Raw genomic sequence first — 20,215 nt, forward strand, 5'->3', positions numbered from 1 at the left:
AGTGGGGACGAAACTGGAAGAGTTCGTGCGGGCGAAAATCGAGGACTGGCTGGGGCTGAAAATCAACCGGGAGAAAACCCGCGTGGTGGAGGTGCGAGAGCCCTCTGCGGAGCTGGAGTTCCTCGGTTACAGCTTCCGGTTGGACCGCGACCTGGGTGGGCGGAAAATACGCTACTGGAACATGCAGCCTTCGGCCAAAGCGCTGGCGCGTGAGCGCGAGAAGCTCCGTGGGTTGATCAACCGTCGGCGTGGCTGCCAAGCGCTGCCCGAACTGATCGCCGAACTCAACCGTCATCTGCGCGGCTGGGCCAACTACTTCGGAGCCGGTTACAGCCGCAAGGCGTTCCGGGAAATCAACGCTCAAGTCAGTCGGCGGCTGGCGCGTCATCTGCGTCGCCGCAGTCAACGAGGGTGGCGACCACCGAAAGGTACTTCGATCCACGCTCATCTCCAGCAACTTGGCCTGATCTACTTGTGAATGCCTCGTCCAAGAACGTTCTGCGAAAGCCGGATGCGGGAAATCTGCACGTCCGGTTTGACGAGGGGAGGGGCGGTCGACGGTCATGGCCATTACGGCTCTCATTCCGTCACCCCCCTCCTACTCTACCGTTTAAGCGCCTTTGGGTGGGCTGAGGGATTCGGCGGCTTGGGCGATGCTCCGGGCGTACCAGAAGGACCAGCGCTCGACCAACTCGGCGCCGTCCGCCGGGGTGCGCGCCCAGACCACGGGGACATACTTCGCTTCGACCGAGTAGAGGCTGTGCAGGATCGCTTTCGGGGCGGTGCGGGAGCGGTAGTGGCCTTGCTCGATCTGGCCGGGGCAGCCGATGACCAGCAGCCGGGCGAAGCGGTAGCCGCGCAGTCGTTCGAGCTCGCGGAGGAATCGGTCCCGGTCCCGCGTCAGGCTCTGGACGAGGTCCGGGATGCTCTTGCGTTCGACGCTGAAGAGGCTTTCCAGGCCGGCTACCGAGTAGTCGCCGGAGGTCAGGCCGCGCACCGCCGTGGGGTAGGCCTGGATGGGGAGGGGATCTTGTTCCCGGCTGTCGATGAGGATGGTGGGAGAGATGTCCATTAGGACACGGTTTTGCTGGTGTGTTCCAAAGCGTGTCGGCACCAGCCAGACACGGACACGGTTTTTGCCCTATATACATGGGCAAAACCGTGTCCGTGTTTGGCACACGGTTTTGGGGGCGGGACATGGTTTTTAGGACACGGTTTCGAAACGTGTCCTGAATCTATTTTCATGCTTTCCCTTCTTCTTCTTCCGGGTAGTCCGAGGCCAATTCCTTGGCCCATTCCGGGCTCGCTTCAAACATCCCCGCTACGGTCGAGCTTTCTACAATGAGCCCGTTTGTCTTCAGCTCGATCCAATAATTCTTGAATGAATTCGGATGGATCTTCTGCTCGACCGGCACGACGGCGGCGAGCAGCGCTCTTCGCACCGACTTTCCCTGCGCGAAGTATTCGCCGAAGAGAGCCTTGGCTTTGGTCACCCGGGAATTGCTCCGCGGGGCGTTGGGATCCTTCTTCGCCTTGCCCTTGCTTTTGAAGGCCACGTTGGTGCTGAGGTGCATCTTCGCTTCTTCATTCCAGGCAAAGCGGGGGCCGTCGTCCCGGGCCACGAAACACGAGCGGGCGCGCTCGCTGTACATCACGGTCACGCCGTGGGCGTCTTTTTCCAGGCGGAGATTGGTCTCCGCTTTGCGCTCGAGCTGGCTGCCGAGATGGCCGCGGGTTTTGCCAATATCGGTCCCCGGGTTCTCGTGGAGGACGCAGACGATGGCGGTGTCGAAGCGGATGGCCAGACGGTGGATTTCGTCGACCAAGGCGAGCGCTTCCTCCGGGTCGTTGGGATCCAGGCAGAGGTCGCCGATGCCGTCGATGATCACCGCCAGGATGCCCTGGCAGGCGGCTTGGGCGCGTTCCAGTTCGAGCGGGATGAGCTCGCGCCGCTGCTTCAAGGGCAGATCGGTGAGCAGATAGCTGCGCAGCCACGGGGGCGCATCCCGCCGGCCGGCGCGGTGCAAGGCGCGCATCATCGTCTTGTAGTGATCGTAAGGCGATTGCTCGGTGTCGAAGTGGACGACCGCCAGTTGCTCGGGGTTCTCCGAGACGAAGCCGAGGCAGTCGCCGGTGGGGTCCAGCGTCGAGCCGATGAGCGCGCCGATGGCCGCGCTCTTGCCGGCTTTGGCCTTGGCCTGGACGGCGAGCAAATTCCCCGGCGTGGCGATGACCGCGTCGCCGAGCTGAAAGACGGGCCGGGGCGGGGCCGGCGGCATCGTGGGGTCGAAGCGGCGGCAGCCCAGCACCTCACTGACGCTGCCCTCGGCCCGCGCCTGGGGCGATGCCGAGCACGCGCTTCTCCACCTCGGCGAGGATGTGCGGGACGTTATCCTGCTCGGTGTAACTACGCGTCGCGATGTCGGTGCAGACCTGGATGATCTCGCGGAGGGTGGATTTCTCCTGGAGGATATCGAGGTAATGCTCGGCGTTGGCCGCGGTGGGGAGGGAGGTGAAAAGTTCCGAGACGTAGGCCGCGCCGCTGGCCGCTTCGAGCTGGCGGGCGTCGTGCAAGGCCTGGCAGAGGGTGATGATGTCGATCGGCTGGCGATCGGCGTAGAGCCGCTGCAGGTGCCCGAAGATCAGGGCATGCTGCGGGAGATGAAAGTGGGCGGGTGCGACGCCCCGGCGGCGGCACAAGGCGCCCACGTCCTCGGGGGCCAGCAGGAAGGAGCTGAGCACGCCCTTTTCGGCGGAGGCGGATTGCGGCAGGAGCCGGTGCGTTTCCGGTGGACTGATCAGGTGGCTCATCAAAGCCGCTCGTTGATTCCCGAAATTTGGAGGTCAAGCCTTTTCGGAAATTATTTAAGCCGGAATCGACCGGATGACACCGCGGGGAGAGGGCAATCCCCTGCGGCAGAGAGTGGGTTAAGTGAAATTACATCTACGTGAAGGTTTCACTTTCCTGATGGGACTGGTCTCGGCAACCATCGCCGACCTGAGGTCAAGAACCTGATCCTCTTCCGTGCTCTGAGGGATGGCGCCGCTCCGAAGCCGCCGGCATGATCCTTCGATTTGCCGCATCCGCTGCTTGACACCACGTGGTTCACCGTTAGTCTTGCGACCCTTTTTCACTACTACCAGAACATGGCCAATACGAAATCTGCCGCCAAACGCGCCCGCCAAACCACCCGCCGCACTGCGATCAACAAGCGCAGCCTCACGGCGGTGAAGAATCAGCTCAAGAACGTGCGCGACGCCCTCAAGGGCGGCAGCAAGGACAAGGCGAAGGCCGCGGCCGCTTCGTTTTTCTCGACGGTGGACAAGGCCGTGAAGGCCGGCCGCCTGCACAGCAACGCCGCTGACCGCCACAAGAGCCGCCTAAACAGCGCGCTCGCCAAGCTGGCCTAATCCCGCATCTTTTTTCTGCCCGACTTCGCGTCTCACGCGAGGTCGGGCTTTTTGCGTTTTGGGAAGGCTCCTATTATTCCTATTTCTCGCATACCTCCTATCGATCAGCGCGCCGCTTCTCGAAGGATAGGAGGAATAGGACGGATAGGAACTATAGGAGGAGGCGCACCACGCCACCCCCGAACGGCCCTACACCGGCGCCAGTTGATGCGAAAACTCCCGGAGACTGGGCTTCAGTTCATCCGGGAGTTCGAGAAAGAGGAGTGTGCTCTCGTGGCGTTTGTCCGCTGTGGGCTCACACCAGACGACGATGCCTTCAATCGTCATTCGGCAGAAACCCAGCCGCGGGTCCATGTGCGTCAGCAACACGGAAAGCTGGGTGCCGATGCTGAATTGCCAGCGCGAGGTAAATCGCATGCCGCGTTCGGAGACATCGATGTCGCCAAATTCGCAGCGCTGGGCGTCTGCACCATAGTCCAGATAAAGCAACGGGGTATCGGTTCCGGTCAGCATGTGGGGTCTCTCTCGGGGCTTAAATTCTGCAGGACGCGAAACAAGCTAGCACGCTGCCCTGCGGTGTCAAAAGCGTGGTGAAAATCTTCTTAAGCATCCGCTTCGACGGGTTTTGTCTCTGCCGCGGCGAGTTCGGCGGCATCCGGGAACTCTCCCTTGCGCGCTTCTTTCTCGGCTTCCGCCAGGGCGCGCAAGGCGATCCGGGCCAGGGCCATGGTGGCCACGAAGGTCAGCGCGAGCCCGCCGAGCCAGACGACGTATTCGATGGGATGGGGGTGTGTTTTCCCCTGCCAGATCTTGAGGCCGTATTGGGCCATCGTGCCGAAGTAGGCGTAGAGGAAGAGTCCCGGCGCCTGGCCCAGCGCGACCCAGAGCATGCAGGTGCCAAAGCGGATGCGGGTGACGCCGTAGAGGTAGTTCAGCAGGCTCGAAGGGAAAAGCGGATGCACCTGGCTGAAGAAAATGATCTTCCAGCCGTCCTTGGCGATCGCCGCATCGAGCGCGGCCCACTTGCGCTTTTGCAGGAACTTCCGCGCCACCCAGCCGCGCCCGAGTTTGCGGCTGATGAAGAAGGACACGGCCGCTCCGCCGACGTTGCCGATGAGATTGAGGGCGAAGCCCCACCAGATGCCGAAGAAGAGCCCGCTGCCGATGGCCAGGACGCCACCGGGGAGGAGCAGCACATTGCAAGCGCCGTAGAGCAGGGGATAAAGCACCGCACCCCAGAATTCCATGGCGCCGATCTTCTGCTGCAGGCGCACGATGTATTCCACCACCGGATAGCGATGCGCCAGCCACGCCACCACGCCCGCCGCCAGCGCGAGGCCGGCAAACTGGAGGTAGAGGGCGCGTTTGAATTTCGACATGGGAAATGGCTCAGGTCGGCGTGGTCGTTTCGCGGAACGCCGCGGCCAGGGCGGCGATGTGCTGGGGACCGACTCCGCAGCAGCCGCCGAGCAAGCGCACGCCGCGCTCGGCGAGGGTGCGCGCATTGGCGGCGAAAACTTCCGGCGTGGTCGGATACGCAAGCTGTTGATCGTGCGTCTTCGGCAATCCGGCGCTGGGAAAGGCGGCCAGCGTTGCGTCGGGGTCCATGCCATCGAGCAGATGCAGCGCATGGGTGCCGTCCACGCAATTCGCGCCGACCACTTCCGCCTCCGCGGCCCGCACTTTGGCGATGGCGGCTTGAAAGGCCTGCCGATCGTTGCTCGTCAGCATGGCGACGACGGGGCAGTGATGCAGCGCCTGCTTGGCCTCGAGGGCGACGAGCAATTCATCCGCGTCGAGAAAGGTCTCCAGGAAAATGATCCGGCAGCCCCCATCGAGCAGCGCGCCGATCTGGTCGGTGAAGACTTCGTGGCGGTCAATACCGCGCGCCGCCGCTTCCTCGGCGGTGATCCCCAGCGGCCCCACGCAACCCGCGACGTACACGTCCTTGCCCCGGGCCACGTCTTTCGCCAATTGCGCGGCGGTCCAGTTCAGCTCGCCCACCCGGTGCTCGCAGCCGTATTGGGCCAGCCGCACCGCGTTTGCGCCGAAGGTATTCGTTTCGATCAACCGTGCACCCGCTGCAATGTAACGTTCGTGAACGCCCCGAACGAGATCCGGGTCACTAACGCAAAGTTCCTCCAGGCAGCGTCCGGGAGGCACGCCGTGGGCCAGCAGTTCCGTCCCCATGGCCCCATCGCCGATGAGGACACGGTGCTGAAGTTCGTCGAGAAAATCCATGGGCTCGGGAAATATCCGTGCCCCTTCGCAGCTTGCCGAGAAGAAAAGCGCCGGTTTTTCGCCCGGTGAATCGGCGCTCGCCAGACGGTCGGCTGTCAGATATTCGCCCGCGAACCTAAGCATTACCCACATCTCAAAAAGACTGCGGATGGAGCCCGCGAATCACGCAGATAACGCGAATGAGGAGATTTTATTCGCGTGATTTGCGTGATTCGCAGGCACTTCTTCTCTCCGCGGGACCTTCAAAAAAGATGTGGGTAATGGTTAGCCCGCGAACGGCGCATGTGGTGGGGAACTCCGTTGCAGATAAGCCACTACCAATCCTTTTGTGGTTCTTGCAAAGAGAAGAAGTGCCCGCGAATCACGCAGATCACGCGAATCAAATCCTTTCCAATTCGTGTCATCTGGGTGATTCGCGGGCTTCTCGCCGCGTTTTCGAGATGTAGGCAATGTTCTGGTCCGGTAGCGCTCGCCAAAGAGCCCATTGTGCGCTAGATACGCGCCTCCATGAAGCCGCTTTGTCTCATCCTCGCCGCATTCCTGGCCATCTTTGGCCTGGCCGGCTGCTTTCAGATGGAGCGCGTCATCAAGCTCAAGCCCGATGGCAGTGGCACGATCGAAGAGACGATGATGATCCCCAAGGCGGCCCTGGCGGATTTCCAAAAGTTTGCGCCGGGCAATAAACCGCCGGACGTCTTCGACGAAGACCGGCTCAAACAAGCGGCCGGCAAAATGGGAGAAGGCGTGACGTTCGTTTCCGCGAAGAAGATGAGTTCGGATGCCGGCGAAGGTTTCTCCGTGGTCTACGCCTTCACGGATATCAACAAGCTCAAGATCGACCAGAATCCCGGCGATTCCATGAGTGGCCCGGGTGGTACACCGCAGGGCGGCAAGAAAGATCCTTTCGTTTTCCATTTCACACCGGGACAGCCCGCCGTGCTCCGCATCTCCATGCCCCCGCCGCAATTCAAGCCGGCCAAGCCGGGTGACGCCGGACCGGACGACGCGACATTGCGGATGATGCAACAGATGCTCAAGGACTTGAAAATCGTTTCGGCGATCGAGGTCGGCGGCGCCATCTCGGAATCCAATGCCGAATATCATGACGGCTCGCGGGTGACCTTCATGGATGTGGACTTCAACAAGGTGCTGGCCGATCCCGCGAAATTCAAAGCGATGATCAAGGCGAACCCGCAGACGATCGAGGAAGCCAAGAAGCTAATTCACGGAATCGAAGGCGTGAAGATCGAGACCGCGCCCGAGGTGACCATCCAGTTCCAATAACCCAACCACCTCATCCATGAACCGCGCTATTGCTGAGAGCGGTTCCCCCCAGCAGACCGGCGCCGCGCTTCCCGTGCGGCGTCCCCGGGTGCTTTGGATCGATCTCTTCCGTGGCCTGGCCGTGCTGGTGATGATCGAGACGCACGTGGTGAATACCTTCCTAGCCAGTGGTGTGCGGACCGAGGGTTGGTTCTCGATCCTCAATTATATCAATGGGCTCGTGGCGCCGTCGTTCCTCTTCATCTCCGGTTTTGTCCAGGGGATGGAGCGGGGGTTGACCCCGACCAAGCCGGTGAACTTCGCCCGGCGCGCCCGGCAGCTTCTGAATCTGCTGCTCATCGCTTACGCGCTGCATTTCCCGTGGACCGAACTCGGCCAGCATCGCTGGGACGACGCGCTCCGCGTGGGCACGCAGGTGGATGTGCTGCAGTGCATCGCGGCCTCTCTGGGGTTGTTGCTCGGGCTGACCTGGCTGGCGCGGAAATTCGGTGGACGTCGCGAGCAGGAAGTATGGTGGACCGGCCTCGTCGCGCTGCTCGGCCTGTCGGTTTTCATCGCCCCTTACGCGGCGGAATGCCATGGCCTGCCGGTTCCGTTGCAGGGATGGGTGAACCGCAGCACGGGTTCCTGGTTCCCGCTGTTCTCGTGGGCGGGCTTTGTCTTCTTTGGCGCGCTCGCCGGGGCGGTGTATGGCCTGATGCGTCGCGCTGCGGAAGCTCCCGATAGCGCGCCCAACGGGAGCCCGATGTTTGCTTTCCGTCGCGCTTCCTCCGTCTTCCTTTTCACGCCGTTGCCCCTGGCGGCATCGGCCTGGGCCTTCCGCACGACGACCTACTCCGTGGTGAGTCCGGCTTCCTTTTTCGAGCGGGCCGCGTGGGTGCTGGTCCTCGCGGCGGTTTGCGAATGGTTCGTCAATCGCCAGCGGCCGGCATTGCCGCTCTTCGCCGGCAAACATTCGCTGGCGCTCTATGTCATCCACCTCGTCGTCATCTCGACGATCGCCGGTCTCGGTTTGCCGATGAATGCCATCCCGCTGCCCAACGTGCTCGGTGGGATTCTTGTCATCGGAGCGGCCAGCGTGGGGCTCACCTGGCTGCTCGACCAGGCGCGGACTTTCCTGGGGCATCTGAAATCAAACCGTAGTCACCGCTAAATTAAACGCAGTGCCCGCAGCGCGGCAAAGCCGCAACCAAACGCCTATCCATTTAAACGCAGAGGCCGCCGAGAACGCAGAGGGCCGCAGAGAGGAGGATTGAGGTGCGCGAGAATTTTGGACCACTGAATTGCGCGCTCGGTCCCAAGTTGCACTTGGGACCGCACTTTGGAGCGAAGTTTTACTTCGCATGGCGGGGGTGTCTGCGGGCGCGGAAAATGAGGAGCCCCGACCCGGGTGCTGGCGAAGACGTCCCCGCCTTCGCGAACTTGGATTGCGCGCTCGTTACCAAGTTGCACTTGGTAATGCCATTAGGAGCGAAGTTTTACTTCGCATGGTGGGGGTGTCTGCGGGCGCGGAAAATGAGGAGCACCCGAAGAACGCAGCGCGGCGGAGCCGCAACCAAAGGGTTAGACGCAGAACGGGACGATCTTGCCCACCCGAAGACACCCCCGCCATGCGAAGTGAAACTTCGCTCCTCAGGTCGTTACCAAGTGCAACTTGGTAACGAGCGTAATTGTAGGAAAGTTCGTTCCGGCGGGACGCCGAAACCAGCACCCGGGACGGGCGCGCTCCCCGGAGCTCTCCTGGCGGGCACTATCTACTTGTCAAAATAGACCGTGATCGGATGACTCGTCCGATTTTCGAATTCGAAGACGTTGATCCCACGGTAGTAGGTATCACCGGCGCACGATGACCCCGCCGTCTCCTGCGTCGGGAAGGAACGCAACGGGTTGAGCTCGGTAAAACGCACCTTTTGATTCCCATCGCGCGCGGTATGAAACTCGTAGCGCATTTTCTTCGCGGTAATATTCACGCCCAAGGCCACGCGATCGTGAGGCCGGATCGTCACAGATCTATACGGCGCCAGGACATTCCCATTGGCGCAGCCCGAGAAGACCAGCGCTATCACCGCCAAAAAGCACAAGGTGATTTGCTTCATGCCAAAGTCGCTTACTTCTTCGCTGGCAGCGCCGCCTCGATGCTCGCGGCCACCTGTTTCGCGAGCGTGATGTAACCCTCGGACTTGTAATGGACATCGTGCGGAATCTGCATCTCCGCCAGATGCGGCGTGATGAGCGTGTTGAGGTCGTCAATCGCCACGCCGTTCTCCTTCATCACGCGGTCGGCGATTTCGTTGTATTCCGACACCTTGCCAAACGAGCGCGGCGGATTCAGCGGGCCATCGGGGATCGGGGTGGTCGTCGCCCAGATGAGCTTCGCACCGGTGGCTTTGAGCTTTGCGACCAGCGCGCGGAGATTCTTTTCGTAGTCCCCCGGTTCCACCTGCCGTTTGCCATCGGGCATGATTTTCAAATCGTGAATGCCCCAGTTGAAATGGATGACGTCCCAATGGCCGTCACCGAGCCATTTGTCGATATTGGCGATGCCATTCTTGGTCGGGCCGCCATTCGCGGGAATGCGATGGACGTTGGCCTTGCCCTTGAGCAGGTTGCGCACGGGGATGGTGTAGCCGATGGAAATGGAATCACCGATGAGCAGCACGCGCGGCAAACCAGGCTGATCCTCGATCGGCGTGAGCGCGGTGGGTTTGGCGGGCGTTTGGGCGAAGGACGCGGTGGCCAGAGCGCAAACGAGGAAGAGAGCGGTGAAGAGCGATTTCATAGTCGTGTTCGGGGAGGGAAAGAGATTGGTCACATCCTTTCCCATCGACAAAGCCAAAGATTCACGCGGCATTAGGACTCTTTTACAGCGCACCCCCGATGAAACTTCCATTCCTCACTTTCGCTCTCGCCGCCTCCGTCGCGGTCGCCCAGCAATCCGTGCCTCCGCCCAAAGGCGAGCCGACCAATGCCGCCGAAGCCGCCACGCAAAAAGCGGCCGACGAGCGCAAACTCGATGAGGCCTATCAAGCCTGGGTGGCGAAACTGCCGCCGGACCAACAAGCTTGGGAGCAGGTCCTGCAAGCGAACCTCGGCAATTTCTATCTGCCAATCCACAAGCGGGAGAAGGTGGCTGGAAAGTCGAACGCCTGGGACTTCGTGCAGGATGACCCCAAGCTTCCCCGCGTGCTCCCTCATTGGGGACTCCGTCTCGCGCGGCTACACGCAAGCCACGCGCAAGGCGCTGGCCGGCAAGGCGAATGTCCATCGTGCGCCGGAAAACTGCGGGCCGACGGCCAACGGCTTGAAGAAGCTGGATGTCTGGCTGGGCGACGGCCATTGGGACGTCATCCATTTCAACTTCGGCATCCACGATCGCGCCACGCCGCTGGCTGACTATTCCCAGCGCCTGGAGCAACTCGTCGAGCGGATGCAAAAGACCGGCGCGAAAGTCATCTGGGCCAGCACCACGCCGATTCCTGACGATCCGGCGAAAAAGCAGACCGCCGAATCCATCGTAGAGCGCAACACCGCGGCGGCCGAAGTCATGAAGAAGCATGGCGTCGCCACCGACGATCTATTTGCCGCGATCACCCCGCACCTCGCGGAGATGCAGAATCCCCACGACGTCCATTACAACGCCACGGGTTACGATTTCCTCGGCCAGCAAGTCGGCTCGTCCATCGAGGCGGCCTTGAAGCGATGAAACTTCTCGCTGCGATCCTGCTCGCCGCTGTGCCGTGGGCCGCGAAGGCGGCGGATGCGAAGGCGGTGAATGTCAAACCGGGACCGCCGGCCATCGTCAGCGTCCAAACGCGTGATTTCAAAGTGGAGTTTGCCGGCGAACGCGCCTGGACCATTTACCGCATCCTCTACAACGGCGAAGTCGTCTGCGACAAAGTCGGCTTCTACGGCACGGTCTTCGCCGCCGAGGGCGGTAAATGGATCGGCACCGGCCACACCGACGGCGGCATCGAGCAGGTGCAGGACCTGACGCTCACGGTCGATGGCCAGCCTCGAGAACTCACCGACAAAGCCAGCTATCAAGGCCACCGCGCGGAAATTCACAAACACTCCATGATCGGTCCGCTCCGTCTCGAAGCGACTTACATCGTCACCGATGACGCGGTGCTGGAGCGTCATCGCTACGAGGCCACCACCGATGTGAAGATCAGCACGCTCTACGCGTTCATGCATCCGTGGCTGCCACGGACCACGGAATGGATGGCCGAGCTCGGCGACGGCTCGATCATCGACGGCAAGTTCGACAATAGCGGCGATTTCAAGTTGAAGCAGGACCCGAAATGGACCGCGCTTTACGATCCGGAAAATCACCGCGCCATGCTCGCGTGGTATCCCACGCCGCTCGTCGGGCAGGGGATCAAGACCGGCTATTGGGACAAGACGGTCTACCACAAGCTCTACAACCAGATCTATTCGCACGCAGCGGTTTCCGCCGGCACAAAGTTCGAAGCCGAGGTCATCATTCGCGGAGTCGAGTCCGACGCCGCCGCGTGGAAAGACGCCGCCAAGGCCCGCGCCGCCGATACGAAAGCGCGCTTCACGAGCGGCGAGATTCATTTCTAGGGTTTCAACACCTCTTTCCGCGTCAAAAGCTGCATATCCCCATTGGGCGAGACAACGACGATTCCTCCGTCGCAATTCACCAGCAATCGTCCATCCTTCAACAGCCGCGAAAAAAACGGCGCGCCGGGTAATTGCCGCCACGGATGTCCCTGCCATTGGCCGGCGGCGTTCTTTTCCAAACGATAAAGCACTCCTCCGTTCATTCCCAGATGATCCAGGCCAGTCGTGGCCAGGATCCCGTTCGGGGTTTGATAAACGGCCTGGGTATTTTCTCGCAGCACCATCTGCGATTTTCCCTGGTCATCGATGAAGACAATGTCACCACCCCATTCGCCGCTGTCGCGGCCCACGAGATAACCGCCGTCGACTTTGAGCCCGCAATAGATGCCGCGGGTTTCCCCGTTCGCTTCCAGCTTGGTGAGAACCGCTTTGGGGACCTCTGATTTGGCGGCTTGGATTGGGAAGCGGATCCGATTGGCGTCCGCGTCGTTGAGGATTTCCATGCCGAGTCCCGCGTTCCAATAGTCAAAGAACTCGAGCGGAAAATTGTCGTCGGGGTACCTCGACTTCGGGTGGATTCGGTCGCGAATCGCCGGCAAGGCGGTGATCGCCGCGCTGCGGACGGGTGGAAACCAGTGATCTTGGGAAACCTTCGTCAGGGCTGGCAACGCCGCCTTGACCTCCATGCGACCGAGCGCTTCCGCGGCGCTCATCACTACTCGCCAATCCTCCACGCAGCCGAGCAAGCGAATGAGTTCGCCTGCCGATTCCTGGTAGCCAATGTAACCCAGCGTGCGGACGGCGCACAGTCGCACCTCCCAATTCGCGGACGAAAGATACTTCACGACCGTGGGCCCGGCGGCTCGCCCGCGCTCGTGCAGGGAAGCGATATCGCGGAGGACTAAGAGGCGGATCGAATCCTCCTTCGCCGTGACCAACGATTCGGCGAGAAGGGGCGCCGACGCAGCCCCACCCATTTGCAGAATGGCGCCCATGGCGGCGGCACTCAAATCCGGGTCGGCACTCGCCTGCATTTTTTGCAGGTCGGGCGTTGCGCGTTCCGCGGTCAGACCAATCGCGCCCAAAGCGCGCATGGCGTGAATCCGCCTCGCCGTGGAGGCTTTTTCATCGTTCACGATTTGCCGCAGCGGATCGACCGCCGGTTCAGCATGCGCGGCCAGCTCGTGAAAGACATGGTCCATGGTTTGTGCCAGACGTTCGTCCCAGCCGAGATTCGTCTGGTAAACCCTGAGCAGTGGGGGGATGGCTTTTTCTCCGAGCAGTTTGATGGCCCACGTTGTCTGGTTTTCCGTCTCACGAGCGCGGACCAGTTCCTCGACCAGAAAGTCGATGGCGTCCGGTGTCCCAATGCTCGCAATCGCCGGCCCCACCCAACCTCCGTGATCGCGGTGATACGCCTCGATCAGCGGGGCAAGGTGCTCTTCTCGTAGCCCGGGCATATCTCGCAAAACGTAGGCCGCCGCATCGCGGACATTTTGATTAGGATCGCGGAGAAGCGGCAGGAGAGAAGGGATCGCACTCGCTCCAATGGCTTGGAGCTTTCCGGCAATCTTCTGCTCGTCGTCGGAAATTCCGCGACTGGTATTCCTGGTCCTTTTGATTTGCTGGACGAGCGTGTCGATTTCCGACGCCCGAACCGTGAGCGGCAAAGCCAGAACGATCAGGACGAGGGCCAGGACTGCTTTCATGCGCGCATTATTTCTCGGCTGGCGAAGTGGGTGTGTTCTTCCCATCGGGATTCACGACCAAAAATTCCCCCGGTTTTTCCCGTGGAAAATTCTGGTGACACAAGGGGCATTCGACAGGCTCCTGTCCTTCGGTGTGCGCGAAAGTCAGGGCGTGGAGCAGCGACCAATAAATGACGATCAGAAGCCCGAGCAGAGATCTCATTTCAGAGCGCTCTACCGCTGGATATTACGGCTTCTTCGTGTTCGGGATGCCGTAGGTGCTGGTCAGATAATCGACGAGCGTCGGGGCGGCTTCCTCGGGAGTCGGTGCGCCGTATTTCTCGCGCATCTTCTTGACCTCGCCTTCCCAGAATTTCCGGGGCATCGGAGGCTGGGTCTTGATGTAGTCGACGGAATGGCAGGTGAAGCAATTGGCCTGAGCCAACTCCACGCCCTTGCCGGGACGAAGGGTGGCAGTCTCCGTGGGGAGCTGGATGGTCACTTCGCCGGCGAGGGCGGTGGTGACGAGGACGGCGAGTGTGGAGAGGAGGAGGGCGGGGCGCGTTTTCATCGGAATCAGGCGATGGTGACTTTCACGGTTTCGACCACGTTGCGCATGTAACCCGCGGGGTTCCACAGCGCTTCCATGGGTTGCGACTGGCCCACCCGATTGATGGCCCGGCATTTCCATTCGGCGGCGCCGGCCTGCGGCGGGGTGTAGGCGAGCTTCCACTCGCGGAAGGAGAAGCGGCCGAGGTCGTCGCCGAGTTCGGCGGACTGCCAGCTCTTGCCGCCGTCGCCGGAGAAAAGCACTTCGCGAATTCCGCTGCCGCCATCGAAGGCGATGCCGCGGATGTGCGCGACTTGTTTGGTGGTGACCTGGGCGCCATCGGCATGGCTGGTGATGAACGAGCGCACGTTGAAACGATTGATCGGCACGGTGTTCTTGGTCGTCGTGCCGGGTTCAATGCAGGCGCCGGGCGTGTTCGGGATGCGATAGCCGGTGGCCATCCAAAAATTAGCGAGCACATCGGGGATGACGGTGAGTTCATTGAGATGCTTCACCCAATACGTGCCGTAGTAACCGGGCACCACGAGGCGGAGCGGGAAGCCGTTGAGCATGGGCAGCGGCGCGCCATTCATCTCGAAGGCCAGCATCACATCGCCGTCGAGGGCGTGGTCGATGTCGAGCGCTTTGACGAAATCAGGCGTCTGCGGAAGGACGGGCCCGTCGAGACCATTGCAAGTCACTTGCTTCGCGTCGGCCTGCAGGCCGGCTTTCTCCAGCACGTCTTTGAGCCGCACGCCACGCCACTTGGCATTGCCCATGGCGCCATTGCCAGATTGACCGCCGCCGACGCGGGGCACGAAGAAGCCACGGCTGTTGCCCGAGCATTGATTGACGGCGACGACTTCGACGTTTTCGAAATCGTGGCGCAACGCTTCGAGGGAGAGGGTGAGCGGGGTTTTGACGCGGCCTTTGACCTCGAGGCGGAATTTCTCCGGGTCGATCGAGGTGGGGATATTCGCGAGGTGATAGCGGACGAAGAAAGCGTCATTCGGAGTGAGGATGCCTTCGTTGAAAACCGAGAACGGGGTTTCGAGCTGCGGGGGGCGGCTCGTCTGCAAAATGAGCGGACGCTTTTGTGGGAATGTGGCCAGCGGACGTTCGCCATTGGCGAAAGGCAGCGTGACGGTATCGGCGCCGAAGGCGCGATTGCCGAGCAGCGCGGCGGCTCCGGCGAGGCTGGCATTGCGGAGGAACTGGCGACGACCGAGAGAGGAACGGAGGTGCATAGGGGAGACAATCATTCTTGCAGAATGGATTCCGGGTTCAAGGTTTCGCGGTGAGTTTGCGACCGTCTTTCGTTTCGATATCGACCTGCCAGGAAATCGGCGCGTGGAGATCGTCGACGCGCGCGGAAAATTCCCACGGGAATTCGTGGCCCTCGATACGTTGCTCCGGACCGTCGCCGACGCGATAGCGCAGAGTGGCGGAGCGGACGTCATCGATCGCCGCGGTGACGTAGACATAGAGATCGCGCCAGGTGAAGGGCGGCACCTGGAATTCCGTGCCCACGGCTTCCAACGTGGTACCGGAAAAGGGCGCGCGATGGAGGCCGGGTTCGGTGGGCAGGGTGAATTTCTCCGGCGGCGTGACGCGGTGGGTGGGCACATCGATGTGCACGCCATCGAGCGTGAGCACGGCGATGCCGAGACCCTTCAGCGTGAGCTCGGCGGTGCGACCCTGGATGGTGATCGGTTCGCCGTTTTTGTTGTTGAGGTGCACTTGCAATTGCGCGCCGTCAACGCTGCGCCCAAGCACTTTTTCGTCGAAGGTCACCCGCACTTTTTGCGGCTCGTGGACCTGGTTGAGCAGGATGACGTGAAACTTCCCGTCGCCCTCGGCGAGGACGCGATCGACATTGATGTTGTCGAGGGTCACGGCGGTGCGATGCAGCCACGGCCAGGCGCTTTCGCCGTACACTTCGCCGGGTGCGTGACCGTAAATGCGGCTGTCGAACCACACATAGCCGCAGCTTCGGACGTAGGGGAAGGAGATGGCGCCGGCTGAGCGCGACTCGACATCGGAGAAGAGATAGTCGAGCACGTAAGCCGCAGTCGGTGGGATGTGGTGGACGTAGAGCGAGGTGACGTCAGGGCCGGTGATGGGATAGTCGGGCCGCTGATACTCGGTGGTCGCGCCATCCAGATAGTAGCCGGGGTAGTTGGCGAAGCGGCCGATGACCGCGTTGCGCGCCGCGGTGCGGAAACCGGCATCGCCGGAGGGTCGCGCGAGGCGCAGCATGCTCGGGGCCCACGCGTTCATCATGATATTCGCCTTCGGGCCGTTGCGATTGTAGGTCGACGGTTGCTCCAGGCCGAGGCCGACCTGGCTCACTTCCCAAGCGGGGACGCGCTTCTCCGGCAGCTTCGGCGCGGGAGGATAGGGCGTTTCCCAAGTCGCGGGGCCTTCGTACATGCCGCGGCGGAAGAGCTTGTCGCCAAACCACCAGACGTGCCGGTTGATATCGTAGATGCCGCCGGGATGAATCGTGGTATCGCCTGGAGGAATGATCGGCTGCGTCCAGAACGAAGTCATCAGCCACCGAGCGCCCTCGGTCGAGGCATCGAGGAAACGCTTCTCACCCGTGGCTTCGTACAATTGCAGCAGCCCTTCCCAATCCGGCACGAAAGAGACATTCACGAAGGGTTCGCTGCCGAGATCTTTGGTGGGCGGCTTGGTGATATTCGCGGCGATGTATTTGTCCGCCGCGGCGATGGCGTCGTTGAGCCAATGCTCCTCGCCGGTGAGCCGGTAGAGCGCGAGTGAATCAGCGAAGGGTTGGGTGTGCCCGTTGGGATGGGTGATGCGAGGTCCGCCTTTGTCATCGAGGCACAGGGAGCCGAACGCGGCAGTGCGCCCCTGGGTCATGGCGTAGGCGGAGGCAAAGGTGGTCGCGCCGAAAAGCGCGCCCGGGCCGCGCATCGGTTGATGGTGATAGTAGTTGTCCCAGATCTCGTGTTCCGCGGCGAAGTGTGGGCCGGGTCGCGAGAGGAGGAACTCGAGCGAAGGCCGTGCGAAGCGATTGTAGAAATCCTCATCGCCGGTGAGCAGGTAGATGCTGAAATAGGTCAGCGGCGAGACCTGGCTCACGGTGTTGCGGCTTTCGATATTCCACGGTCCCTTGGCGCGGGCGTGCCAGCCGGACGCTTCCTCATTGCGCATGAGGTCGACGAGATTGAGCGCGGCATCGGAGAGCGACGCGGCCACCGGCCGGCGGTAATCCTTCAGCGCAAAGACTTCGTCGGCGATGCGCCGATACGCGGAGTACCAGTCGCCGCGCTGCAGCCACACGTGGAACTGGACATCGATGGCCTCGCCATTCGATACGCTGCCCGCCTGGCCGAGCACCGGCATATAGATGAGCGGCTGCGCGGCGCCGTTTTCATTGCGCAGGGCCAGGGCATAGCGCGAGTTGTCTTTCGTTGGCCACTCGAAGAGAATGGCCTGTGGATCGGCGACGAGCGCGCAGGAAACTCCATCGCGATTGATGAGCGACAGCGGGGTGGGGGTAAGCGCGCTGAGCATCACCGACGCTTCATCGGGAAAGCGTTTGCCCTCATACATGAAGGGCAGCAGCAGGAAATCCGCCGCTTCCGGCGCGCAGGTCAGCGGGCCGTGATAGCCGAGCGAGTAATGCCCGGGGCCTTTCGGCTCGAAGTGCAGGCTGACTTCCGCCTCCGGTTGGTGCTCGGAAAGGTGCCACGTGGCGATGAGTTGGCCGGCGGAGGTCTCGGGGAAATTCAGGACCACGGTGTCGGCGTCACGCTGTTCCACCTCGGAGGGATGGAGGGCAAAGCAGTGCGCTGAGGCCCAGGGTGCGGTGGCAATGCCCAGACGGCTCTTCACCGTCGCGCCGGCGCAACTCGCCTCGACGACCGGACTAAATGCCATGTCCCACGTGGGATGCAGGCGCGTGCTGACGATCTTGGGATCGCTCTCCTTCGGCCGAAAGAGGATGCGGTAGCCCTCGGCTTCGGTGCCGTCCAGGGGGATCCAACGCTCGCCGTCGCGCGTCGCCGCATGCAAGGCGATCGCCGAACCCGTGGCCGTCGTGGCTTCGTGGAAGCTCAGGCGCACGCTGTCGTTTTGCAGCGTCGCCAGCGGCTCGCCCTTCACCGATAGAAACGGCTCCGGCAGATAAGCGCGCTGGGATTTTTCATCGATGGTCAGCGGCACGATCGTCGCGGGAGATTTCGCGAGCTTCCACGGCACGCCTTCGGGGCGGTAGCTGAGATTGTCGCTCAGGACGAGCGTATCGCAGCGCGCCGAGGCCGTCGCTTCATCGCCGATGGCGACCAGCGTCGGGCCGGCAGCCAGATCGAAGGTGCCACCGTCTTCCCATGCCCAGCCATCGTCTGCAGCTTGTCCATGCTTGCCGAAAACCGTTCCCGAGCGGGTATCGCCCAGCCGCACGGTGAAGTTCCGGATGCCCGGGCGGTCGGCCGGAAAATCCTTGCTGCGCACCCAGAGCCGCCACGTTCCGGCATGAGGCACCTCCACGGCACCCGCGGCCGGCGCCCCTTTGGCATGCGGGCCGGCGAGAATGTATTTGCGGGCGAATTCGTTGCGCGGCGTGGTGACCGTCTCCCAATCACCGGGCAACTCGAGTTGCTCCGCCTCGATGACGAAGGTCGTCGCATGGAGAGCCGTCCTGGCGCCGGAGAAGAGAAGAAGCGCGATGGCCAGACGCGCGGCTTGAAGAATGGAGCGGAATGATGGGGAGCTGTTCACCTTGGGGAGTCCTACTTTACGCAGGGCGGTGTTAGATGAAGCAATCTTTCCTCGTCGGGTGAATGGGATTTCGAGGGTGGAGGCTCTTCGCTGTTTGGTGGTGGGTGCCGACGGGTTGGCGTTTGCCCTCGGTGAAATTATGGCAGTGGGCGCGAAGCGCCCCAAAAAGGGTCATCCTGAGCGGAGCAGGGAGGCATGGGCGGAGTCGAAGGACCTCTGACTTCCGTGGGTTTTTGCGCGGAGCGTCGGGAAGCTCTCGAAGAGAAAATGTCTTCTCCGGTGAAGCGGGTGAAGAAGAAGGATATTGGGCGTCCTTCTTCAGTAGGTAAAGATCTTGGTTTAGCGGAAACAATAACGTTGGTATCGCAATCTCGTCGCGCGATTACACGGCTCCGCGCGAAAACCCGCGGAGATCAGAGGTCCTTCGACTCCGCCCATGCTTCCCTGCTCCGCTCAGGATGACACGTTTTTTCCGGGCGCTTCGCGCTCACTCCAAACAGCGAAGAGCCAGAAATTTCGGACGCGACTGAACCTGCCGAATTCCAGCCTCGTGGAAAGATGCGCGGGGCGGCTTGCGTCGAGCCGCTGGCGAATCCCGAGCAAAGCGACAACAAGAAAACAACGGGGCGGAGTTTCATGTTATCTGTCCTTCACCATTCACTGCACGGAAGGAGGGGATTTTCTGTCTGCAGCGAATTCTGCGACACCTCGATCAAGACCCTGGCGATGAATCCGTGCACCTCCGGCCTGCGATTCAGTAGGTGGAGGTAATCCATAATGAATCGAATCCTAACTTACGGGTTGGCGGCGACCTTGGTAACCATGCTGACCCCGCCCGTTTTCGCTAAAGACCATGGGGACGGAGGCGGCCGTGGCGGTGGTGGCGGTGGACGAGGAGGTGGTGGCGGAGCGCGTGCTTCCGCTCCGGCTCACGTCTCAGCGCCGCATGCTTCCGCTCCGCGTTTCTCGGCTCCCCGCGTAGCGCAGGCTCCGCGTGCCCCATCGCCGAAGTCCAACGTCATGCGGGCGCCATCGCCCCGTGTCGCGACCCGGGCTCCGGAAATGCGTTCGGCGCCGAACATGCGTTCGCGGCCGAGCACGACAACGTTCGCGCCTTCGGTGGCGCAGCGTAACAACATCAATGCGCAACGGAACATCCGGGGACGTAACGGTCCGTCGGTGGCTTTCGGCGGATCGGTGAACAACAACGCCACCTTGAACGCACGAGGCGCGCGGACCAATAACAACTTCGCGACCACCAATCGTTCGCGGACCATGTCCACGCGAGACGCCCGGAGCTTCGGTGTTCCGGACCAAACCTGGCGTGATTGGGACCGCGGCCGAACCCACGAGTGGCATAACCACCACTTTCGCTGGTTCAACGGCAACTGGATCATCATCGACCCGGGTATCCCATATGACTATGGCTACTACGGCGACGACTACGGTGCGCCCTATACAGACTACTCCTACAGTACTCCTGATTCCGGTTCGCTCGTCATGAGTGCGCAGGATCGGTTGAATCGCTTGGGGTATAGCGCGGGGCCGGTAGACGGTGTTTTCGGCGCGCAGACGCGCGACGCGCTCGCCGACTTCCAAAACGACAATAACCTGCCGGTTTCCGGCGCTCTCGATACGGCCACAGTGCGTGCGCTGGGCCTGTAACGATCACCATTAACCTAATTCCCGCAGCGGCACCGCGAGTTCA

The 20,215-nt window shown here is 61.8% G+C and carries 20 protein-coding genes; 7 read left to right on the forward strand and 13 right to left on the reverse strand.

The window, feature by feature from the left end:
• The coding region (locus tag CFE428DRAFT_RS30465; protein WP_042726145.1) for a group II intron maturase-specific domain-containing protein at positions 1–478 on the forward strand (478 nt) is incomplete at its 5' end.
• A gap of 132 nt (positions 479–610) precedes the next feature.
• Here the strand turns inward: CFE428DRAFT_RS30465 and CFE428DRAFT_RS30470 are convergent.
• The 3 genes from CFE428DRAFT_RS30470 to CFE428DRAFT_RS30480 form a co-directional block, all read right to left on the reverse strand.
• Entirely contained in the window at positions 611–1,072 is a 462-nt protein-coding gene (locus CFE428DRAFT_RS30470) for an ERCC4 domain-containing protein (protein ID WP_006983584.1), read from the reverse strand.
• A 169-nt stretch (positions 1,073–1,241) separates the two neighbouring features.
• The gene (locus tag CFE428DRAFT_RS30475) at positions 1,242–2,279 is read right to left on the reverse strand and encodes an AAA family ATPase (protein ID WP_006983585.1); all 1,038 of its coding nucleotides are present in this window, start codon (positions 2,277–2,279) and stop codon (positions 1,242–1,244) included.
• 31 nt (positions 2,280–2,310) lie between these two features.
• Positions 2,311–2,811, reverse strand: coding sequence for a DnaB-like helicase N-terminal domain-containing protein (locus tag CFE428DRAFT_RS30480; protein WP_006983586.1), 501 nt, complete (start codon positions 2,809–2,811; stop codon positions 2,311–2,313).
• 336 nt (positions 2,812–3,147) lie between these two features.
• Between CFE428DRAFT_RS30480 and rpsT the strand changes: the two genes are divergently transcribed.
• On the forward strand, positions 3,148–3,411 hold the full coding sequence (gene rpsT / locus CFE428DRAFT_RS30485; RefSeq protein ID WP_042726151.1) for a 30S ribosomal protein S20: 264 nt from the start codon (positions 3,148–3,150) through the stop codon (positions 3,409–3,411).
• A 189-nt stretch (positions 3,412–3,600) separates the two neighbouring features.
• Here rpsT and CFE428DRAFT_RS30490 read toward each other — a convergent pair whose 3' ends face one another.
• From CFE428DRAFT_RS30490 to CFE428DRAFT_RS30500, 3 genes are all read right to left on the reverse strand, one after another.
• A complete protein-coding gene (locus tag CFE428DRAFT_RS30490; protein ID WP_006983588.1) occupies positions 3,601–3,924 on the reverse strand; it encodes a PilZ domain-containing protein in 324 nt (107 codons plus the stop codon).
• Positions 3,925–4,013: 89 nt separating this feature from the next.
• Positions 4,014–4,790, reverse strand: coding sequence for a TVP38/TMEM64 family protein (locus tag CFE428DRAFT_RS30495; RefSeq protein ID WP_006983589.1), 777 nt, complete (start codon positions 4,788–4,790; stop codon positions 4,014–4,016).
• A 10-nt stretch (positions 4,791–4,800) separates the two neighbouring features.
• Complete coding sequence (locus CFE428DRAFT_RS30500) at positions 4,801–5,652, reverse strand: homocysteine S-methyltransferase family protein (protein WP_006983590.1); 852 nt, start codon at positions 5,650–5,652, stop codon at positions 4,801–4,803.
• Positions 5,653–6,159: 507 nt separating this feature from the next.
• Between CFE428DRAFT_RS30500 and CFE428DRAFT_RS30505 the strand changes: the two genes are divergently transcribed.
• Both CFE428DRAFT_RS30505 and CFE428DRAFT_RS30510 read left to right on the forward strand, forming a co-directional pair.
• The gene (locus CFE428DRAFT_RS30505) at positions 6,160–6,936 is read left to right on the forward strand and encodes a hypothetical protein (RefSeq protein WP_006983591.1); all 777 of its coding nucleotides are present in this window, start codon (positions 6,160–6,162) and stop codon (positions 6,934–6,936) included.
• Between the two features lie 16 nt (positions 6,937–6,952).
• Positions 6,953–8,089, forward strand: a complete 1,137-nt coding sequence (locus CFE428DRAFT_RS30510; RefSeq protein ID WP_006983592.1) for a heparan-alpha-glucosaminide N-acetyltransferase domain-containing protein — start codon at positions 6,953–6,955, stop codon at positions 8,087–8,089.
• Between the two features lie 601 nt (positions 8,090–8,690).
• Here the strand turns inward: CFE428DRAFT_RS30510 and CFE428DRAFT_RS30515 are convergent.
• Positions 8,691–9,032, reverse strand: a complete 342-nt coding sequence (locus CFE428DRAFT_RS30515) for a hypothetical protein (protein ID WP_006983593.1) — start codon at positions 9,030–9,032, stop codon at positions 8,691–8,693.
• An 11-nt stretch (positions 9,033–9,043) separates the two neighbouring features.
• Positions 9,044–9,715, reverse strand: coding sequence for an SGNH/GDSL hydrolase family protein (locus tag CFE428DRAFT_RS30520; RefSeq protein WP_042726154.1), 672 nt, complete (start codon positions 9,713–9,715; stop codon positions 9,044–9,046).
• A gap of 384 nt (positions 9,716–10,099) precedes the next feature.
• Here CFE428DRAFT_RS30520 and CFE428DRAFT_RS30530 point away from each other — a divergent pair, with 384 nt between their 5' ends.
• Positions 10,100–10,639 (forward strand): SGNH/GDSL hydrolase family protein, encoded by a 540-nt coding sequence (locus tag CFE428DRAFT_RS30530; protein WP_006983595.1) that lies wholly within the window; start codon positions 10,100–10,102, stop codon positions 10,637–10,639.
• Positions 10,636–11,520, forward strand: coding sequence for a hypothetical protein (locus CFE428DRAFT_RS30535; RefSeq protein ID WP_006983596.1), 885 nt, complete (start codon positions 10,636–10,638; stop codon positions 11,518–11,520). Before CFE428DRAFT_RS30530 ends, CFE428DRAFT_RS30535 begins: the two co-directional genes overlap by 4 nt.
• Here the strand turns inward: CFE428DRAFT_RS30535 and CFE428DRAFT_RS30540 are convergent.
• Genes CFE428DRAFT_RS30540 through CFE428DRAFT_RS30560 form a run of 5 tightly spaced genes read right to left on the reverse strand, consistent with a single transcriptional unit; the run spans position 11,517 to position 18,507 of the window.
• Positions 11,517–13,229 (reverse strand): HEAT repeat domain-containing protein, encoded by a 1,713-nt coding sequence (locus tag CFE428DRAFT_RS30540; RefSeq protein ID WP_006983597.1) that lies wholly within the window; start codon positions 13,227–13,229, stop codon positions 11,517–11,519. The genes CFE428DRAFT_RS30535 and CFE428DRAFT_RS30540 overlap by 4 nt on opposite strands.
• A 7-nt stretch (positions 13,230–13,236) precedes the next feature.
• Positions 13,237–13,431, reverse strand: a complete 195-nt coding sequence (locus CFE428DRAFT_RS38340) for a hypothetical protein (RefSeq protein WP_006983598.1) — start codon at positions 13,429–13,431, stop codon at positions 13,237–13,239.
• Positions 13,432–13,455: 24 nt separating this feature from the next.
• The gene (sorB, locus tag CFE428DRAFT_RS30550; protein WP_006983599.1) at positions 13,456–13,779 is read right to left on the reverse strand and encodes a SorB family sulfite dehydrogenase c-type cytochrome subunit; all 324 of its coding nucleotides are present in this window, start codon (positions 13,777–13,779) and stop codon (positions 13,456–13,458) included.
• 5 nt (positions 13,780–13,784) lie between these two features.
• Positions 13,785–15,005 (reverse strand): SorA family sulfite dehydrogenase catalytic subunit, encoded by a 1,221-nt coding sequence (gene sorA / locus CFE428DRAFT_RS30555; protein ID WP_042726148.1) that lies wholly within the window; start codon positions 15,003–15,005, stop codon positions 13,785–13,787.
• A 37-nt stretch (positions 15,006–15,042) separates the two neighbouring features.
• Positions 15,043–18,507: a glycoside hydrolase family protein gene (locus tag CFE428DRAFT_RS30560; RefSeq protein WP_006983601.1), complete on the reverse strand. Its 3,465-nt coding sequence runs from the start codon at positions 18,505–18,507 to the stop codon at positions 15,043–15,045.
• Positions 18,508–19,587: 1,080 nt separating this feature from the next.
• Here CFE428DRAFT_RS30560 and CFE428DRAFT_RS30565 point away from each other — a divergent pair.
• On the forward strand, positions 19,588–20,172 hold the full coding sequence (locus CFE428DRAFT_RS30565; RefSeq protein ID WP_157447698.1) for a peptidoglycan-binding domain-containing protein: 585 nt from the start codon (positions 19,588–19,590) through the stop codon (positions 20,170–20,172).
• Positions 20,173–20,215: the final 43 nt, after the last annotated feature.

Origin of the sequence: Chthoniobacter flavus Ellin428 (assembly GCF_000173075.1) — a bacterium.
GTDB lineage: Bacteria > Verrucomicrobiota > Verrucomicrobiia > Chthoniobacterales > Chthoniobacteraceae > Chthoniobacter > Chthoniobacter flavus.

Coding starts and splice junctions, on each gene's coding strand:
- CFE428DRAFT_RS30470 (WP_006983584.1), bottom strand. CDS start 1,072: ATGGACATCTCTCCCACCATCCTCATCGACAGCCGGGAACAAGATCCC.
- CFE428DRAFT_RS30475 (WP_006983585.1), bottom strand. CDS start 2,279: ATGCCGCCGGCCCCGCCCCGGCCCGTCTTTCAGCTCGGCGACGCGGTC.
- CFE428DRAFT_RS30480 (WP_006983586.1), bottom strand. CDS start 2,811: ATGAGCCACCTGATCAGTCCACCGGAAACGCACCGGCTCCTGCCGCAA.
- rpsT (WP_042726151.1), top strand. CDS start 3,148: ATGGCCAATACGAAATCTGCCGCCAAACGCGCCCGCCAAACCACCCGC.
- CFE428DRAFT_RS30490 (WP_006983588.1), bottom strand. CDS start 3,924: ATGCTGACCGGAACCGATACCCCGTTGCTTTATCTGGACTATGGTGCA.
- CFE428DRAFT_RS30495 (WP_006983589.1), bottom strand. CDS start 4,790: ATGTCGAAATTCAAACGCGCCCTCTACCTCCAGTTTGCCGGCCTCGCG.
- CFE428DRAFT_RS30500 (WP_006983590.1), bottom strand. CDS start 5,652: ATGGATTTTCTCGACGAACTTCAGCACCGTGTCCTCATCGGCGATGGG.
- CFE428DRAFT_RS30505 (WP_006983591.1), top strand. CDS start 6,160: ATGAAGCCGCTTTGTCTCATCCTCGCCGCATTCCTGGCCATCTTTGGC.
- CFE428DRAFT_RS30510 (WP_006983592.1), top strand. CDS start 6,953: ATGAACCGCGCTATTGCTGAGAGCGGTTCCCCCCAGCAGACCGGCGCC.
- CFE428DRAFT_RS30515 (WP_006983593.1), bottom strand. CDS start 9,032: ATGAAGCAAATCACCTTGTGCTTTTTGGCGGTGATAGCGCTGGTCTTC.
- CFE428DRAFT_RS30520 (WP_042726154.1), bottom strand. CDS start 9,715: ATGAAATCGCTCTTCACCGCTCTCTTCCTCGTTTGCGCTCTGGCCACC.
- CFE428DRAFT_RS30530 (WP_006983595.1), top strand. CDS start 10,100: ATGACCCCAAGCTTCCCCGCGTGCTCCCTCATTGGGGACTCCGTCTCG.
- CFE428DRAFT_RS30535 (WP_006983596.1), top strand. CDS start 10,636: ATGAAACTTCTCGCTGCGATCCTGCTCGCCGCTGTGCCGTGGGCCGCG.
- CFE428DRAFT_RS30540 (WP_006983597.1), bottom strand. CDS start 13,229: ATGAAAGCAGTCCTGGCCCTCGTCCTGATCGTTCTGGCTTTGCCGCTC.
- CFE428DRAFT_RS38340 (WP_006983598.1), bottom strand. CDS start 13,431: ATGAGATCTCTGCTCGGGCTTCTGATCGTCATTTATTGGTCGCTGCTC.
- sorB (WP_006983599.1), bottom strand. CDS start 13,779: ATGAAAACGCGCCCCGCCCTCCTCCTCTCCACACTCGCCGTCCTCGTC.
- sorA (WP_042726148.1), bottom strand. CDS start 15,005: ATGCACCTCCGTTCCTCTCTCGGTCGTCGCCAGTTCCTCCGCAATGCC.
- CFE428DRAFT_RS30565 (WP_157447698.1), top strand. CDS start 19,588: ATGCGTTCGCGGCCGAGCACGACAACGTTCGCGCCTTCGGTGGCGCAG.